General features: G+C 60.7%; 17 protein-coding genes. 10 read left to right on the forward strand and 7 right to left on the reverse strand.

Annotation, left to right across the window (positions count from 1 at the left end; translation table 11 throughout):
* Window positions 1-66: 66 nt before the first annotated feature.
* The 7 genes from ACL9RI_RS21415 to ACL9RI_RS21445 all read right to left on the reverse strand — a co-directional run bounded on the left by ACL9RI_RS21415 (window position 67) and on the right by ACL9RI_RS21445 (window position 7,015).
* Window positions 67-1,002, reverse strand: a complete 936-nt coding sequence (locus tag ACL9RI_RS21415) for an ABC transporter substrate-binding protein (protein WP_422728513.1) — start codon at window positions 1,000-1,002, stop codon at window positions 67-69.
* A gap of 118 nt (window positions 1,003-1,120) precedes the next feature.
* Entirely contained in the window at window positions 1,121-2,068 is a 948-nt protein-coding gene (gene tal / locus ACL9RI_RS21420) for a transaldolase (protein ID WP_422728514.1), read from the reverse strand.
* A 35-nt stretch (window positions 2,069-2,103) separates the two neighbouring features.
* The gene (gene xylB, locus ACL9RI_RS21425) at window positions 2,104-3,579 is read right to left on the reverse strand and encodes a xylulokinase (RefSeq protein WP_422728595.1); all 1,476 of its coding nucleotides are present in this window, start codon (window positions 3,577-3,579) and stop codon (window positions 2,104-2,106) included.
* A 43-nt stretch (window positions 3,580-3,622) separates the two neighbouring features.
* Complete coding sequence (locus tag ACL9RI_RS21430) at window positions 3,623-4,624, reverse strand: LacI family DNA-binding transcriptional regulator (RefSeq protein ID WP_422728515.1); 1,002 nt, start codon at window positions 4,622-4,624, stop codon at window positions 3,623-3,625.
* Between the two features lie 261 nt (window positions 4,625-4,885).
* The gene (locus tag ACL9RI_RS21435) at window positions 4,886-5,629 is read right to left on the reverse strand and encodes an NRDE family protein (protein WP_422728516.1); all 744 of its coding nucleotides are present in this window, start codon (window positions 5,627-5,629) and stop codon (window positions 4,886-4,888) included.
* The gene (locus ACL9RI_RS21440) at window positions 5,620-5,910 is read right to left on the reverse strand and encodes a DUF4936 family protein (protein ID WP_422728517.1); all 291 of its coding nucleotides are present in this window, start codon (window positions 5,908-5,910) and stop codon (window positions 5,620-5,622) included. The genes ACL9RI_RS21435 and ACL9RI_RS21440 overlap by 10 nt, the downstream gene beginning before the upstream one ends.
* A gap of 7 nt (window positions 5,911-5,917) precedes the next feature.
* Entirely contained in the window at window positions 5,918-7,015 is a 1,098-nt protein-coding gene (locus tag ACL9RI_RS21445; RefSeq protein ID WP_422728518.1) for a YgfZ/GcvT domain-containing protein, read from the reverse strand.
* A gap of 195 nt (window positions 7,016-7,210) precedes the next feature.
* Here ACL9RI_RS21445 and mltG point away from each other — a divergent pair, with 195 nt between their 5' ends.
* The 10 genes from mltG (at window position 7,211) to ACL9RI_RS21495 (ending at window position 14,527) form a co-directional block, all read left to right on the forward strand.
* A complete protein-coding gene (gene mltG / locus ACL9RI_RS21450) occupies window positions 7,211-8,197 on the forward strand; it encodes an endolytic transglycosylase MltG (RefSeq protein ID WP_422728519.1) in 987 nt (328 codons plus the stop codon).
* 31 nt (window positions 8,198-8,228) lie between these two features.
* Window positions 8,229-8,870 carry a dTMP kinase gene (gene tmk, locus ACL9RI_RS21455; protein WP_422728520.1) on the forward strand — a complete coding sequence of 214 codons (642 nt, stop codon included), beginning with the start codon at window positions 8,229-8,231 and terminating at the stop codon, window positions 8,868-8,870.
* Window positions 8,871-8,885: 15 nt separating this feature from the next.
* Window positions 8,886-9,917 carry a DNA polymerase III subunit delta' gene (locus tag ACL9RI_RS21460; RefSeq protein WP_422728521.1) on the forward strand — a complete coding sequence of 344 codons (1,032 nt, stop codon included), beginning with the start codon at window positions 8,886-8,888 and terminating at the stop codon, window positions 9,915-9,917.
* A gap of 35 nt (window positions 9,918-9,952) precedes the next feature.
* Window positions 9,953-10,468 carry a GNAT family N-acetyltransferase gene (locus tag ACL9RI_RS21465; RefSeq protein WP_422728522.1) on the forward strand — a complete coding sequence of 172 codons (516 nt, stop codon included), beginning with the start codon at window positions 9,953-9,955 and terminating at the stop codon, window positions 10,466-10,468.
* A gap of 49 nt (window positions 10,469-10,517) precedes the next feature.
* The gene (locus ACL9RI_RS21470; protein WP_422728523.1) at window positions 10,518-10,886 is read left to right on the forward strand and encodes a VOC family protein; all 369 of its coding nucleotides are present in this window, start codon (window positions 10,518-10,520) and stop codon (window positions 10,884-10,886) included.
* 217 nt (window positions 10,887-11,103) lie between these two features.
* Complete coding sequence (locus tag ACL9RI_RS21475; RefSeq protein WP_422728524.1) at window positions 11,104-11,883, forward strand: TatD family hydrolase; 780 nt, start codon at window positions 11,104-11,106, stop codon at window positions 11,881-11,883.
* Between the two features lie 7 nt (window positions 11,884-11,890).
* A complete protein-coding gene (locus ACL9RI_RS21480) occupies window positions 11,891-12,553 on the forward strand; it encodes an ankyrin repeat domain-containing protein (RefSeq protein ID WP_422728525.1) in 663 nt (220 codons plus the stop codon).
* Between the two features lie 269 nt (window positions 12,554-12,822).
* On the forward strand, window positions 12,823-13,746 hold the full coding sequence (locus ACL9RI_RS21485) for a methyltransferase domain-containing protein (protein WP_422728526.1): 924 nt from the start codon (window positions 12,823-12,825) through the stop codon (window positions 13,744-13,746).
* A 114-nt stretch (window positions 13,747-13,860) separates the two neighbouring features.
* Window positions 13,861-14,109 carry a hypothetical protein gene (locus tag ACL9RI_RS21490; protein WP_422728527.1) on the forward strand — a complete coding sequence of 83 codons (249 nt, stop codon included), beginning with the start codon at window positions 13,861-13,863 and terminating at the stop codon, window positions 14,107-14,109.
* Between the two features lie 220 nt (window positions 14,110-14,329).
* On the forward strand, window positions 14,330-14,527 hold the full coding sequence (locus tag ACL9RI_RS21495) for a hypothetical protein (RefSeq protein ID WP_422728528.1): 198 nt from the start codon (window positions 14,330-14,332) through the stop codon (window positions 14,525-14,527).
* The last annotated feature ends 79 nt before the right edge of the window (window positions 14,528-14,606 follow it).

A 14,606-nucleotide genomic window follows, 5' to 3' on the forward strand; every position in this document is an offset into this window, starting at 1 on the left:
TGGAAACTGGGGTTCACCACCGCCATGGCGACGGTGGTGAACCCCGTGTGGTGCAAGCTTGCGTGCTTAGTTTTTCACCCAGCCAGCATAGCTCGCCACGTTTTCCTTGTTGACGATCGGCGTAGGCAGCAGCACCGTCGTCTGTTTCGGCGCGCGGCCATTCATCAGGTCGTAGCCCACTTGCACGGCGTCGGCCGCCATGCGGTACGGGTTTTGCGACGCGGTGGCGGCAAACAGGCCGGCCTTGTTTTTCAGCGCGTTCTGGCCGTCTGGTGCGCCGTCGACAGCCGTGATCAGCTTGATGTCGGTGCGTTTGGCTTGCTTGATGGCCAGTTCGGCGCCGATGCCGGTCGGGTCATTGATGGCGAACACGGCGTCGATCTTCGGATGGGCCGTCAGCAGGTTGGACATCACCGTCAGGCCGCCATCGCGGCTGCCGCCCGCATTCTGGTTATCCGACAAGATTTTAATGTCCTTGAAGCCGGCCAGGGTTTTCTTGCAGCCGGTGACGCGGTCGATCACGGCCGTGACCGGTGGGCCATTGATGATGACCACATTACCCTTGCCATTGATTTGCTTGGCCATGTAGGCGCACGACACGTCGCCCGCCATGGTGTTGTCCGACATCACGGTGGCCGACGCGTTTTGCGCGCCCACGTCGACGGCAATCACGATCACGCCGGCATCGCGGGCTTTTTTCACGGCCGGGCCGATGCCCTTGGAGTCGGCAGCGTTCAGGATGATGATGTCGGTCTTGTTGGCGATAAAGTTTTCGATCTGGTCGACTTGCGTGTTCAAGTCGTACTTGCTCGAGACGGTAGTCACTTTCACGCCAGGGCCGCCGATTTTCTTGGCGCTTTCTTCCGCGCCGCGGCCGATGGCCACGAAGAACGGGTTGGCCAGGTCGCCGACGGTGATGCCGATCGATTTCAATGGCTTGTCGGCGGCAAACGCGCCACAGGCGATGGACATCAGCAGGGAGGCGGTAAGAATCTTTTTCATATGAATCTCCAAGGTTTTTATTGTGTCGAAATAAACGCAGCTACTAGGGTGCAAGGTACAAGGTGTTGCAGGGTGAAAATTGATTTCTTTTTAACTATGACTCATTGTTTGTTATTGATCATTTGCTGCGCAGGGCATTGATCATGGCGTCCAGCTTGCCTGCATCGACGGCGAAGCCACGGATGCCTTCGGCCAGTTTCTCGGTTGCCATCGCGTCGTCGTTCAGGGCGTAGCGGAAGGCCGCTTCGTCGTAATGCACGGCCGCTTGCGGCGCGGCGTTGCCGCCCAGGGCGCGCTCGAACGGCGTGTCGGACGCTTCCAGCTTGGCCAGCAAGTCGGGGCTGATGGTCAGCAGATCGCAGCCGGACAGGGCCGTGATCTGGCCCGTGTTGCGGAAGCTGGCACCCATCACCTGGGTCGCAATGCCATGTTGCTTGTAGTAATCGTAGATGCGCGTGACCGATTGCACGCCCGGATCGTTGGACAGGGAACGTGCCGCTTCGTCCCATGCGGCGCCCGCCGATTTCTTGTACCAGTCGTAGATGCGGCCCACGAATGGCGAAATCAAACGGACCTTGGCGTCGGCGCAGGCGACCGCTTGGCAAAACGCGAACAGCAGGGTCAGGTTGCAAAAGATGCCGTCGCGTTCCAGTTCGCGGGCGGCCTGGATGCCTTCCCAGGTGGCGGCGATCTTGATCAGGACGCGCTCGCGGGCAATGCCGGCCGCTTCGTACAGGGCGATCAGGCGGCGCGCACGGGCCACGGTGGCCTTGGTGTCAAAGCTCAGGCGGGCGTCGACTTCGGTCGAGACGCGGCCTGGCACCACTTTGAGGATTTCCAGGCCGAAGCGCACCAGCACCTGGTCGACGATATCGTCCAGGCTGGCGTCCTGGTGGGCGGCGACCGTGCTTTCCAGCAAGGGCGCATAGTCGGGCTGCAGCACCGCCTTCAGGATCAGCGAAGGATTGGTGGTGGCGTCTTGCGGGGCAAAACGCGCCAGTTGCAGGAAATCGCCGGTGTCGGCGACCACGGTGCTGTGTTGCTTTAATTGTTGCAGTTGATTCATCGCTATTCGTCCTTATAAATGCAGAGCGCAGGAAACTACGCTGCTTGATGTAAAGCCTGTACGGCGGGAAACAGGCTGCGGTACTTTTGATAGCGCACTTGCAAGGCCGCATGTTGTGCGGCATCCGGTGCAAACGTATTCTTGATGGCCAGCCCCGTTTCCAGCTGGCTACGCTGGCCGATGGCGGCAAAGCCCAGCTTGGCTGCGCCTATGCTGGCGGACAACTCGCTGTCATGCAGGGTGCGCATTTCCACGCCCAGTACGTTGGCCAGCAATTGCGCCCAGTACTGGCTGCGCGCGCCGCCGCCGACCAGCAGGCAGTGCGGCACGGTCGCGCCGGTCGAGGTGACGGCCGCCATCGCGTCGCGCAGGGCAAACGCCACGCCTTCCAGCACCGCATAACCGAGTTGCGCGGTATTGCTATCATGGCCCAACTGTAAAAAAGCGCCGCGCACTTGCGGGTCGTTGTGGGGCGTGCGTTCGCCCGACAGGTAGGGCAGGAACAGTGGCGCGGACGATGGCACGCCCTGGGCCAGCGGCAGGGCCGATTCGACCAGCGCCAGCAAGGCGGCCTCGTTCGGCAGTCCCAGCACGCCGGTGGCCCAGCGCAGGCAGCTGGCGCCTGACAAGATGGCGCCCATGGCGTACCAGCGGCCGGGCAGGGCATGGCAGAAGCTGTGCACGCCGGCGGCCGGGTTGCCCAGCGGCTGTTCTGTGACAGACACAATCGCCGCGCTGGTGCCCAGCGAAATAAAGCTGTCGCCGGCGGACACGGCGCCGATGCCGACGGCCGAGACGGGATTGTCGCCGCCGCCGCCAGCCACCACCACGCCGGCAGGCAAGCCCAGCATATTGGCCGCGGTGGCATGCACGGCGCCGGTGGCGGCATCGCCTTCGACCAGCGGCGGCATCTGGTCAGGGCGCAGGCCGCTGGCGGCCAGCATCGGGCCATACCAGGCGCGTTCGGCAATATTGAGCCACAGGGTGCCGGCCGCGTCCGACATGTCGGTAATTTTCTGGCCCGTCAATTGCAGGCGCAGATAGTCTTTCGGTGACAGCACGCAGGCAATCGCGGCGAACGCCTGCGGCTCATGTTCTTGCAGCCACAGCAACTTGGGGGCCGTCAGGCCCGCCATGGCCAGGCTGCCCGTAACGAGAGCAAACGCCGGGTGGTCGTGCGCCAGGGCTGCCGCTTCGACGTGGGCGCGCGCATCGTTCCACAGGATGGCGGGGCGGATGCAGGTATCGTGGTTGTCGAGCAGCACCGCGCCATGCATCTGGCCCGACAGGCCGATGCAGCGGATGGCCGCGTAATCCTGCGGATGGGCAGCGCGCAGCTGGCTCAGGGCTTGCACGCAGGCGGCCCACCAGTCCTGCGGATCTTGTTCTGACCAGCCCGCCTGGGGGCGGCTGACGCCGAGGCGCACGGAAGCCTGGGCGCGGATGGCGCCCTTGCTGTCCATCAGTACGGTTTTCAGTTCGGAAGTGCCCAGGTCGATGCCCAGCGAGATATCCATGTGTTCAGAGGTCGGCATGGTGGAAAAAAGTGTGTTTTTAAGCGCAGCCGCAGGAATTGCGCACGCGCAAGGTTGGCGCCAGGCGGGTCACGTGTTGTTCGCGGCCCGGGTTGGCGATGCGTTCAATTAACAGGTCGACCGCCATCGAGCCCAGTTCTTCCAGCGGCTGGGCCATGACGGTCAGGCGCGGATTGAAATAATCGGCCCAGTCAAAATCATCGAAGCCGGCCAGCGCCACTTCCTGCGGCACGGCGATATGGGCGTCGCGCAGCGCATGCATGGTGCCGATGGTCATCAGGTTGTTGCCGGCCACGATGGCGCTAGGGCGTTGCGCCAGCGCCAGCAATTCACGCGTGGCTGCGCCGCTGCGCGCCAGGTTCGAGTCGCCAGGGCGCACCAGCGCAGGGTCAAAGCTGATGCCGGCGCGCTCCAGTGCCAGGCGATATCCTTCGACGCGTTCATTGGTGGTCGATAACCCTGCCGCGCCGGCAATGAAGCCGATGCGGCGGTGGCCGTGGACTTCGATCAGATGGCCGACCAGCTGCGCCGTGGCTTCGACGTTTTCCACGCCGACCTGGTCAAATGGCAGCGGCGACATGCGGTCGACCAGCACGGAGGCGATCTTGTTGGTGCTCAGGTAATTCAGGGCCAGGTTGTCCGGATCGCCCGAAGGCGCCAGCACGATGCCGTCGACACGGCGCTGGTGCAGGTTTTGCACCACTTTCAATTCCTGGGCCGGGTCATCGTGCGTATCGGAAAACAGCATCATCAAGCCATGCCGCGTGCAGGCAGCCTCGATGGCGCGCACGGTTTCGCTGAAGTAATGGTTGGTGAAGGCGGAAATGGCCACGCCGATGGTGCCGGAGGAAGAACCGGCCAGGGCGCGCGCCAGCATATTGGGCACATAGCCGATCTGTTCCATCGCCGCGTTGACGGCGGCGACAGTTTTCGGGCTGACCTTGCGGGTGCCGTTAATCACGTGGGAGACGGTCGACAACGATACGTCCGCCTTGCGCGCTACATCTTCCATGGTGGCCATGGTGTCTCCAGAATATTCTTGTTGTTCGTGCTATGCGGCTATGTTTTATGCCGCGTTTGAATCTATCGTAAACAAAAGAAAGCGCTTGCGCAAGCGCTTTCTTTTTTCGCGCAAACGTTTTCGTGGCTGAAAAAAACGCATTATTTCACTACGAACAAGATCTGGGGTCAGTCACTTCGTGATCGGAATATCCCCCATTGGGGGACATTCCCCCTACGGGTGACCCCGGTAGTCAAGCTGAGGGGGAGGGAAAGAAAAAAGTTACTGAATCAGCAACTCATGCAACTCGCCCGGCGCATCGGCATACAGCTTGACGACGGTGGAGGTGCGGGTGCCGTAGCCGGGGGTTTCGATGCAGACGGCCGACAGTACGCGTTCGAGGTCGAGCGGCACGCCCGTGTCGGGCAGGCGGAAGTCGGGCGCGCGCGTGGTGTCGGCCAGCATGTCGAAATACGCTTCGTCGGGCGCGCCCTGGCATAGCAGGCTGGCGAACTGGGCCTTGGTTTTCAGCACCTTGGGCCAGGGCGCGTCGAGCAGGGCGTTCGACAAGCCATAGATGCCCGGCGCCAAAGGCTGGCCGTTGCGGGCGTCTTCCTGTCCCCGGTTGGAAAACCAGATCAGGGTGTCGCTATCGCCCAGCACCAGGTTAAAGCCGTTGTAGGCGCCGGCATCCGGCGTGATCTGCGCGATATAGTCTTGCGCCGACATATTGCCCGCCAGGTAGTCCGCCACCAGCGCGCCGCGTGAAGGCGCATCGTCGCGGTGATCCTTGGGGCTGCGGATATTGGTGATGGCGGCAAAGCGCGAACGGCCGCCTTCCTCATGCGGCTGGGTAATGCCCATCCAGCTGCCGCCTGCCTGCAGGTCGCGGCCTGCATAGACTTGCGGGTGTTCAGGCCAGGCGCCGGCGGGCGCGCTGGCGCGGTCATAAAATTCGTCGCGGTTGGCGGCGGCAATCAGCGGCACGTGCGGATTGACTTTCCAGGCAAAGACGATCAGGCACATGGGGGCAAGTCCATGAACACTTCCGTATGGCGCTGGCCATGCGTGAGGGACAGCAAGCCTGCTTGCTCCGTGGCGGCAGCCAGCTCGCCGGCAAAGCCTTCACCGACGACGGGATAGATTTCCATCCATGTCTGCAAGCCATCCCTGGACTCGGGGCGGCGCTTGAGTTGCGGCGCCACGCCCGACTGTGCCGCCAGTTTGGCCTGCAGGGCGCGCACCCGCGCTTCCAGCGCTTGCGCGTGCTCGTCTTTTACCTGGTAATAAATATACAGATCGTTCATGGCCGGCTCACAGGTCCAGTGCGTCGAGCACGTAGGGCATGGCCAGCAATTGCACGGCGGCGCCCTGGGCCGAGCCCAGGCGTACGGCGCCCGCTTCGGTGTTGCCTTGCTCGATGGCGGCCAGCTTCATTTCCACCAGCGCATCGACGCCGCCGGCGCCATTTGCTGCGGCGTTGACGATCATGCCGCATGGTTGTTCGGGATCACTGAGAGCGAACAGTTCGTTGCCGGCCTGTGCGCCGGCATCCGCGATGCTGACCAGGGTAGTGCGGCGCTTGAGCTTGCCCAGGTATTGGCTGCGCGCAACGATTTCCTGTCCCGGGTAGCAGCCTTTCTTGAAGTTCACGCCGCCGAGCAACTCGAAGTTGACCATTTGCGGCACGAACTGTTCTTGCGTCGGCAAACTGATTTGCGGCACGCCCGCATGGATTTCCGACAGGCGCCAGGCGTCATTGCCGCCCTTGTTCAGCGTGCCGGCCAGTTGCGGCCACACTTCACGGGCCGTGGCGGCGGAAACGATCCATTCGTAGCGCGGCTGGCCAAAGGCATCGGCCACGCGCAGCAAAGTGCCCAGCGCATGCTCGACCTTGCTGAAAGGCGCCGCTGGCAGGGTTTCAAACCAGGCGGATAACGCCGCGTTGGCGCGCTGGCCACCGAGGCCCAGCACGACTTGCGTCGCTTCATCGCCGGCAGCGTCATGCAGCTTGGCCTTGGCGCGCAGCACGAACATCTGCAAGCGCTTCTGGATGGCGGGCTGTATGGTGCGCGGCAATTGCAGATAAATGGTGGTGGCATTGCGCCACATCAGAAAACTGGCCAGCAAGCGGCCTTTTGGCGTGCAATAACCGGCCAGGCGTACTTGCTGCTGGTTCAGGTGTTCCACGTCATTGGTCAATTGGCTGTGCAGGAAACTGGCTGCATCGTCGCCAGTAATGCCGATCAAGCCCTGGTCGGTGACGGCGGAGACGAAGCCGTCCTGCAACTGGGCCGTGGTCAGGGGCTGGCCGAAATCGGCGATGTGGGTGTCAGGCACGGCACCGTCCAGCTGAGTGGAACGGGCGCCTTGCGCGATTAAAAATTGATTCCAGTTATCCATATTTTCCATTAGATCAGCGATTAAGCATTATCATTACGGGTTCATTATAGTGATGTCGCGAAAATCGCGTTGGCACTGGCAAGAATTGCTGTTTTTTACGGTGCTTTTATTCACAAATGTACGATCAAGTGTTTGCTTAAACGAAGTTGAGTATCAGCCATCTTTGGATGGGATGGAATAACTCGCATAACAAGAATTGGAACAATGGCTTTCTTTAAAAACCTGGTAGTCAGTTCAGTGATTGTCGCCATCGGTGCTGGTGGCGGTTTTGTGTATTGGGCGCAGCAACCGATCACCACCGAAGGCGATGCGATCCCGTTTGCGATCACGCCCGGTAGCGGCGCGCATGCGGCGGGACAGCAGATGGCGGACGCCGGCGTGCCCATCACGCCTATCCTGTTCAACCTGCTGGCGCGCCTGGAAGGCAAGACCTCGAAAATCAAGGCGGGTTCCTACGAGCTGAAACCGGGCACCACGCCGCAGCGCCTGATCACGCAGCTGGCGCGCGGAGAATTCGCACAGGAATCGCTGACCATCATCGAAGGCTGGACTTTCAAGCAGATGCGGCTGGCGATGGCCAACCATCCTGGCCTGAAGCACGATACGGAAACGCTGAGCGATACGGAACTGATGTCGAAAATCAGCCCCGAATATCCGCAGCCGGAAGGCTTGTTCTTCCCGGACACCTATCTGTTTGCCAAGGGCGCCAGCGAGATGCAGATCTTCAAGCAAGCCCACGTGGCGATGATCGGCCGGCTGATGGAAGCGTGGGACAAGCGCGATCCGGCCTTGCCATACAAAAATCCCTACCAGGCGCTGATCATGGCGTCCATCGTGGAAAAGGAAACGGGGCAGAAATCCGAGCGGGCCATGATTGCCGGCGTGTTCGTCAACCGCCTGAAAACAGGCATGCTGCTGCAGACCGACCCGACCGTGATCTATGGCATGGGCGACAAATACCAGGGCAAGATCCGCAAACGCGACCTGGAAGCGGACACCCCGTACAATACCTATACGCGCGGCGGCTTGCCGCCCACGCCGATCGCCTTGCCGGGCGCGCAATCGCTGACGGCAGCGCTGGCGCCGGCCCGCACGCAAGCGCTGTATTTCGTGGCGCGCGGTGATGGCACCAGCCAGTTCTCGGCCAATTTGCCGGACCACAACCGCGCCGTGAACCAGTACCAGCGCTAACATCGCTTCTTATTATTAGTAAAGACGTTTCATGACACAACAACATCAAGCCCGCTTCATCACCTTCGAAGGCATCGACGGCGCGGGCAAGTCCACGCATATCGGTTTTGTGACCGACTACCTGCGCCAGCGCGGTATCGAACTGGTTTCCTCGCGGGAACCGGGCGGCACCCAGCTTGGTGAAAAACTGCGCGAACTGCTGCTGCATGAAAAAATGCACCTGGAAACGGAAGCCTTGCTGATGTTCGCCAGCCGTCGCGAACATATCGCGCAAGTGATCGCGCCAGCCCTGGAGCGTGGCGAGTGGGTCATTTCCGACCGTTTCACGGACGCCAGCTTTGCCTACCAGGGCGGTGGCCGTGGTTTGAATATCAGCAAGATGGAAGCACTGGAAGCGTGGGTCCATCCGCAGCTGCAGCCGGATCTCACTTTCCTGTTCGACGTGCCGCTGGCCGTGGCCCGTGCACGCCTGGACGCTACCCGCGCGCTGGATAAATTCGAGCAGGAGCAGGCCGACTTCTTTGCCGCCACGCGCAATGAATACCTGCGCCGCGCCGCGCAGTTTCCTGAACGTTTCCGCATCATCGATTCCACGCAAAGTATCGCCGATATCCAGCTGCAACTCGCGCAACTGCTGGATAATCTGCTTGAACAAAGCCTGGCAAGTAACTGATTTACAAAGAATATAATGACTAGTCAACTTTACCCATGGCAGCAGGATGCGTGGCAGCAATTGCAGGCCTTGCGCCCGCGCATGCCGCACGCCATCCTGTTCCATGGCGCGCAAGGCATCGGCAAGGCAGACTTTATCGAGCTCTTTGCGCAAGCGCTGCTGTGCGAAAACGTGCGTGCCGATGGCCATGCCTGCGGCGCCTGCGCTTCCTGCGGCTGGTTTAGCCAGGGCAACCATCCCGACTACCGCCGGGTGCGTCCGGAAGCGCTGGAAGACGAGGTCGCCGATGAGGGCGAAGGCGAGGGCGAAGGCGCCAAGAAGGCGGCCAAGAGCAAGACGCCATCGAAAGACATCAAGATCGAGCAGATCCGCAATCTGGCCGATTTCATGAATATTTCCACCCACCGCCAGGGCTTGCGGGTGGTGGTGCTGTATCCGGCCGAGGCGCTCAATACGCCGGCCTCGAACGCCTTGCTGAAAACCCTGGAAGAACCGCCGCCGGGCACCTTGTTCCTGCTGGCATCGAACAGCCTGGACCGTTTGCTGCCGACGATATTATCGCGTTGCCGCAAGTTTGCCTTGCCGATGCCCAGCCACGAACAGGCGCTGGCCTGGCTCAAGGGACAAGGCTTGAACGATGCCGACAGCTGGCTGCGCGAGCAGGGCGGCGCACCGCTGGCAGCCCTGGCCCAGTCCGAATCGGGCGGCCGCGAAGAGACGGAACAGCTGTTGCAGGTGCTGGCGCACCCCGGCGTGGAAGCAGCGTTGAAGGCGGCGGACAAATTGCAGAAAGCACCGCTGGCGCCCCTGGTCGCGTCCCTGCAGCGCTGGCTGTATGATCTGTTTTCGATCAAGCTGTCGGGCGCCATCCGCTATTACCCGCGCCACCGGCGCGAGCTGGAAGCCCTGGCCGCACGCATCCATGTCAGCAAGTTAATGGCCGCCATCAAGGCCGCCAACGAACGCCGCGCGATTGCCGAGCACCCTTTGTCGCCGAAGCTGTTCCTGGAAGACATGCTGCTCGATTACGCCTCAAATTGTCAGTGAAATCAATTATTTAAACCCATCACTTCATCCATAACATGAGCTACCGTCACCGCATCGCCACGCTTGCCGACCTGCCTGCCATCGTCGCCATCTACAACACCACGATCGCTTCGCGCGAAGTGACGGCCGATACGGAGCCCGTCACGGTCGAGTCGCGCCTGGCCTGGTTCCATGAGCATACGCCCGAGCGCCGTCCGCTGTGGATCATCGAAGCGGCCGACGATACCTCGCCTGAGCCTGTGCCTTTGGGCTGGTTGTCGTACTCCAACTTCTATGGCCGCCCGGCGTATTCGGGCACGGCCGAGTTGTCTGTCTACATCGCCGAAGCGGCGCGCGGCAAGGGCATCGGCGCTTACGGCCTGACGCAGGCGATCGCCCACGCACCCTCGGTGGGCGTGCATACGGTGCTGGGTTTTATCTTCGGCCACAACGCCCCCAGCCTGGGTTTGTTCAAGAAGTTTGGTTTCGAGATCTGGGCCAACCTGCCAAAAGTGGCGAACCTGGACGGCGTCGAGCGTGACCTGATTATCCTGGGCAAGCGGGTAGGCTAAGCAAGCCGGGCGTGCTACAGTGCAGGCAACTGTCTTGAACGGAGATCACATGAAACGCGTCACTGGCATCGGCGGCATTTTCTTCCACGCACAAGACCCGGCTGCGCTGCGCGCCTGGTATCAGCGCCACCTCGGCATCGACGTGCAAGCCTGGGGCGGTGCCGCGTTTTCCTGGAATGATGCCGGCGGCAGCACCATCTGGTCGGTGGGCGGGGATCGCGAGCAATTCGCCCCCGGCAAGGCGTCCTTCATGATCAACTACCGCGTCGATGACCTCGATGCCTTGCTGCAAGCCTTGCGCGACGAAGGCTGCACCGTGCTGGACAAGGCGCCCGATTCGGAATACGGCCAGTTCGGCTGGGTTATTGATCCCGAGGGTAACAAGGTTGAATTGTGGCAACCGCCGCAGGGGCAATAGCCGCGTAGGGCTAGCAGTGCCGGGGTCAGGCCCCGGCCGAACTCGGCGTCCCCGCCTGACCCCAGGGTTTGCTTTTGGAGTAAAAATGACGCTAACTGGGCGAGATTGACCGCGAACGGTGAGATTGTCCGGCGCAAAAAATCGAGATCTATACCTATCGGCAATAAGATAGAGGAAGGTAAGCCAGTTTCCCCGCCCTCCGGTACAATCCTGCCTTATGTATATCGATTCCCATTGCCATATCAATTTCCCCGAGCTGGCTGCTCGCATGCCCGAGATTCTTGCCAAGATGGCCGAGAACAAGGTGACGCACGCCTTGTGCGTGTCGGTCGACTTGCCGGACTTTCCGCAGGTGCTGGCGCTGGCCGAACAGTATCCGCATATTTTTGCGTCCGTCGGCGTGCATCCCGATTACGAGGATACGCCTGAACCGTCCGTGGAAGACCTGGTGCGCCTGGCCGACCATCCGAAAATCATCGCCATCGGCGAGACGGGCCTCGATTATTTCCGTTTGACCGGTGACCTGGAGTGGCAGCGCGAGCGTTTTCGCACGCACATCAAAGCTTCAAGAATCACGCGCAAGCCCTTGATTATTCACACAAGGGCAGCCAGCGAAGACACCATCCGCATCATGCGCGAAGAGGGCGCCGGCGTGGCGGACGGCGGCGTGGCTGGCGTCATGCATTGCTTCACCGAATCCCTGGAAGTGGCGAAAGCGGCCATCGAGATGGGCTTTTATATTTCGTTTTCCGGTATCGTCACGTTCAAGAGCGCCAAGGACTTGCAGGCCGTCGCGCTGGAAGTGCCGCTCGAACGCATCCTGATCGAGACGGACTCGCCTTACCTGGCGCCCGTGCCGTTCCGTGGCCGCATGAACGAACCCGGTTATGTGGCCCATGTGGCCGAGTATCTGTCGACCCTGAAAGGCATCCCGCTGGCCCAGGTGGCAGAGCAGACGACTGAGAATTTCTTCAAATTATTCAATCAGGTACGGTGATTATTTCATGTTAAATCGAGCTCTGCGCACGGCCATCGCGGCCACCTTGATGGTCTCCGCAACGGTTGTCCAGGCAGCGCCCGATCCCGTGTCCTTCTTCCGCGCCGTGTCGGTCGACAATGCCAACGGCGTGCGCGATATGCTGGCCGACGGCATCGATCCCAACCTGATCTCCACGGTGTACGATGAACCCGCGCTGGTGCTGGCCGTGCGCGATGATGCCGACAAGGTCTTCCAGGTTTTGCTGAATACGCCCGGCATCAACCTGGAAACCCCGGCTGCAAATGGCAATACAGCCTTGATGCTGGCGGCCTACCGGCACAAGCAGGCGCTGGTGGAAGCCTTGCTGGCCAAAGGCGCCAAGGTCAACCAGCCTGGCTGGACGGCCTTGCACTATGCGGCCTCGGCCGGCGACTTGCCGATCATGAAGATTTTATTCGACCGCCAGGCCGCGGTCGATGCGCGCGCCACCACCAATATCACGCCGCTGATGTTTGCCGCCCGCGAAGGACAGGAAGAGGCGGTCAGGCTGCTGCTGTCCTGGGGCGCCGACCCCAGCCTGAAGAGCGACCATGGCTGGACTGCCGACCAGTTTGCGCTGGCGGCGGACAAGCCCCGCGTGGCGGCCATGATCAAGGCGGCGCAACAGGCGCGCGCAGCCCGCAAGTAACAAGACAAGTAATTGCATCGTTACTAATGGTTTCCATGCCAGCGCTGGAAGTGGCATGGAATTGCCTCTCATCTCAGCCCTTTGTCCTTGCTCCTGATTAACGATAATGATCTCGTCGCATTAATCGGGAGATCTTTCGCATGGCACACAATACGCACGTCAGGCGCCGGCTGTTTTGTCGCCGCCCCTCACGCAGCCCCTGCGATCTCACTGCTTTCTGGAACGACAAAATTGATCGGCCATCGGAGCCAGGCTCCAAGAGGACAGATATGCTGAATGAACGAGAAATTGAAAGTTGTTATCTGGGGCAATTTATCCCCGTGCATTACCACCACAATATGCTGATGGACCAGAACCGCATGCATGGCTTCAAGTCGGCCATCGATTATGCGGTCAAGCCGGGCATGAAGGTGCTGGAACTGGGCGGCGGTACGGGCGTGCTGTCCTGGTTTGCGGCGGCAAAGGCGGACAAGGTGTGGTGCGTGGAGTTCAATCCGGACATGGTGAAAGAAGCGCGCAAGATGCTGGCGCTCAACCCCAACGGTGAAAAAGTCGAAGTCGTGCATGCGGATGCATTTGAGTATCTGCCGCCCGAACCGGTCGATGTGGTCATTTGCGAAATGATTCATGTGGGCATGTTGCGTGAAAAGCAGGTGGAAGTGATCGAATCGTTCAAGCGCCGCTACCTGGCGCGCTTTGGCGGCCCGCTGCCCTTGTTCTTGCCGGAAGCGGTGATCATGGCCGTGCAGCCGATGCAGCAGGAATACGATTTCGAAGGTTTCCATGCGCCCATCGTGCAATTCCAGGAAACCACGGCGATCCACCCCGGCGTGCTGGAACTGGCGCCGCCGTCCGTCTACAGCATCATCGACTTCACGCAGCCGGTCGATGGCGTATTCGGCTTCGATGGCAAGTTCGTGGTCGAGCGCAGCGGCACGTTGAATGCCTTGCGTTTCGTCACCAAGAATATCCTGGCCGTGGTGCCCGAGCGTTCGACCACCATCGACTGGCTCAACCACTATATGTGCTTGCCGCTGGCCACGCCAATCGCCGTGAAAGCCGGTGATGTGCTGCAAGTGCGTTTCCAGTACCGCGCCGGTGGTTCGATTCCTTCGCTGGAAGCATCGATGCAAGCCCAGGTGGTGTATGACGCCAGCCTGCAGCCGGCGGTGCACAATCCCGTCTATGCCTGATGCATTAACAGACTGACAGGCTGGTTTTTTAGACAAGGCCGCAGGCATTTCCTCCTGCGGCCTTTGTCCATTCAGAGTATATTGCGTGCTTTATCACTGAACAGCTTTACTATCATGGAACAGATCGATCAGCGTTACCTCGTGCAGCAAAACAAAATCAGCGACGGCGAGACCAAGCCGCCCGTGTTTGCCAAGGTAATGCGCAGCAAGGAAGGCGTGTTTGAAGGCGTGTCCTTCATCAAGTCAAAAGACAAGGCCACGGTGATGACCATCGCCGACGCCAACCAGGCCATCAAATGGGCCACCAGCAAGAAGCCGAACGCGCACGAATACGTCACCAAGATCATCTGCGTCGGCCAATAGGAACATCTGTCAAAACCTGCTGCGCGCCGGTTTTGTCAGATGTTGTAACGTTGTAGTTGTGCGCAGCTCATTCCAGCTTTAATCCCGTTCATCCCGTCTGCATGCAGTTCGTCGCATGGCGATTGTTGTCGTCGCAGCGCTTTTATATAGTGTGCTCACAGTAGCGGGATGAGCCAGACAGCTTGCCCCGCTCATTAATTTTTGGAAATGGGAGAGTGTGATGCTGGGATTCGTGCTGTGGCTGCTGTTGTTGATGGTGTGCTGGCCGCTGGCCTTGCTTGCCCTGGTGCTGTATCCGCTGGCCTGGCTGGTGCTGCTGCCATTTCGATTGATCGGCATCGGCGTGGAAGGCGTGTTTGAGTTGCTGCGCGCTATCGTCATGTTGCCAGCCCGTGTGCTGGGTGGCGGCCGACGTTAAGGACACCTAACCAAACCTACTACGCGTCGGTATAGGCGACCTGCGATGCTCACCGTACCTTCGTACGGTTGCGCTTCTT

This window comes from Janthinobacterium sp. Mn2066, assembly GCF_049319705.1.
Taxonomy (GTDB): domain Bacteria; phylum Pseudomonadota; class Gammaproteobacteria; order Burkholderiales; family Burkholderiaceae_D; genus Janthinobacterium.

Bases quoted from the DNA above. Each gene is read 5' to 3' on its own strand.
- mltG (WP_422728519.1), top strand. From the start codon at position 7,211: ATGGCTTTCTTTAAAAACCTGGTAGTCAGTTCAGTGATTGTCGCCATC.
- ACL9RI_RS21480 (WP_422728525.1), top strand. From the start codon at position 11,891: ATGTTAAATCGAGCTCTGCGCACGGCCATCGCGGCCACCTTGATGGTC.
- ACL9RI_RS21440 (WP_422728517.1), bottom strand. From the start codon at position 5,910: ATGAACGATCTGTATATTTATTACCAGGTAAAAGACGAGCACGCGCAA.
- ACL9RI_RS21445 (WP_422728518.1), bottom strand. From the start codon at position 7,015: ATGGAAAATATGGATAACTGGAATCAATTTTTAATCGCGCAAGGCGCC.
- ACL9RI_RS21475 (WP_422728524.1), top strand. From the start codon at position 11,104: ATGTATATCGATTCCCATTGCCATATCAATTTCCCCGAGCTGGCTGCT.
- ACL9RI_RS21490 (WP_422728527.1), top strand. From the start codon at position 13,861: ATGGAACAGATCGATCAGCGTTACCTCGTGCAGCAAAACAAAATCAGC.
- ACL9RI_RS21415 (WP_422728513.1), bottom strand. From the start codon at position 1,002: ATGAAAAAGATTCTTACCGCCTCCCTGCTGATGTCCATCGCCTGTGGC.
- ACL9RI_RS21435 (WP_422728516.1), bottom strand. From the start codon at position 5,629: ATGTGCCTGATCGTCTTTGCCTGGAAAGTCAATCCGCACGTGCCGCTG.
- ACL9RI_RS21465 (WP_422728522.1), top strand. From the start codon at position 9,953: ATGAGCTACCGTCACCGCATCGCCACGCTTGCCGACCTGCCTGCCATC.
- ACL9RI_RS21495 (WP_422728528.1), top strand. From the start codon at position 14,330: ATGCTGGGATTCGTGCTGTGGCTGCTGTTGTTGATGGTGTGCTGGCCG.
- ACL9RI_RS21485 (WP_422728526.1), top strand. From the start codon at position 12,823: ATGCTGAATGAACGAGAAATTGAAAGTTGTTATCTGGGGCAATTTATC.
- tmk (WP_422728520.1), top strand. From the start codon at position 8,229: ATGACACAACAACATCAAGCCCGCTTCATCACCTTCGAAGGCATCGAC.
- ACL9RI_RS21470 (WP_422728523.1), top strand. From the start codon at position 10,518: ATGAAACGCGTCACTGGCATCGGCGGCATTTTCTTCCACGCACAAGAC.
- ACL9RI_RS21460 (WP_422728521.1), top strand. From the start codon at position 8,886: ATGACTAGTCAACTTTACCCATGGCAGCAGGATGCGTGGCAGCAATTG.
- tal (WP_422728514.1), bottom strand. From the start codon at position 2,068: ATGAATCAACTGCAACAATTAAAGCAACACAGCACCGTGGTCGCCGAC.
- ACL9RI_RS21430 (WP_422728515.1), bottom strand. From the start codon at position 4,624: ATGGCCACCATGGAAGATGTAGCGCGCAAGGCGGACGTATCGTTGTCG.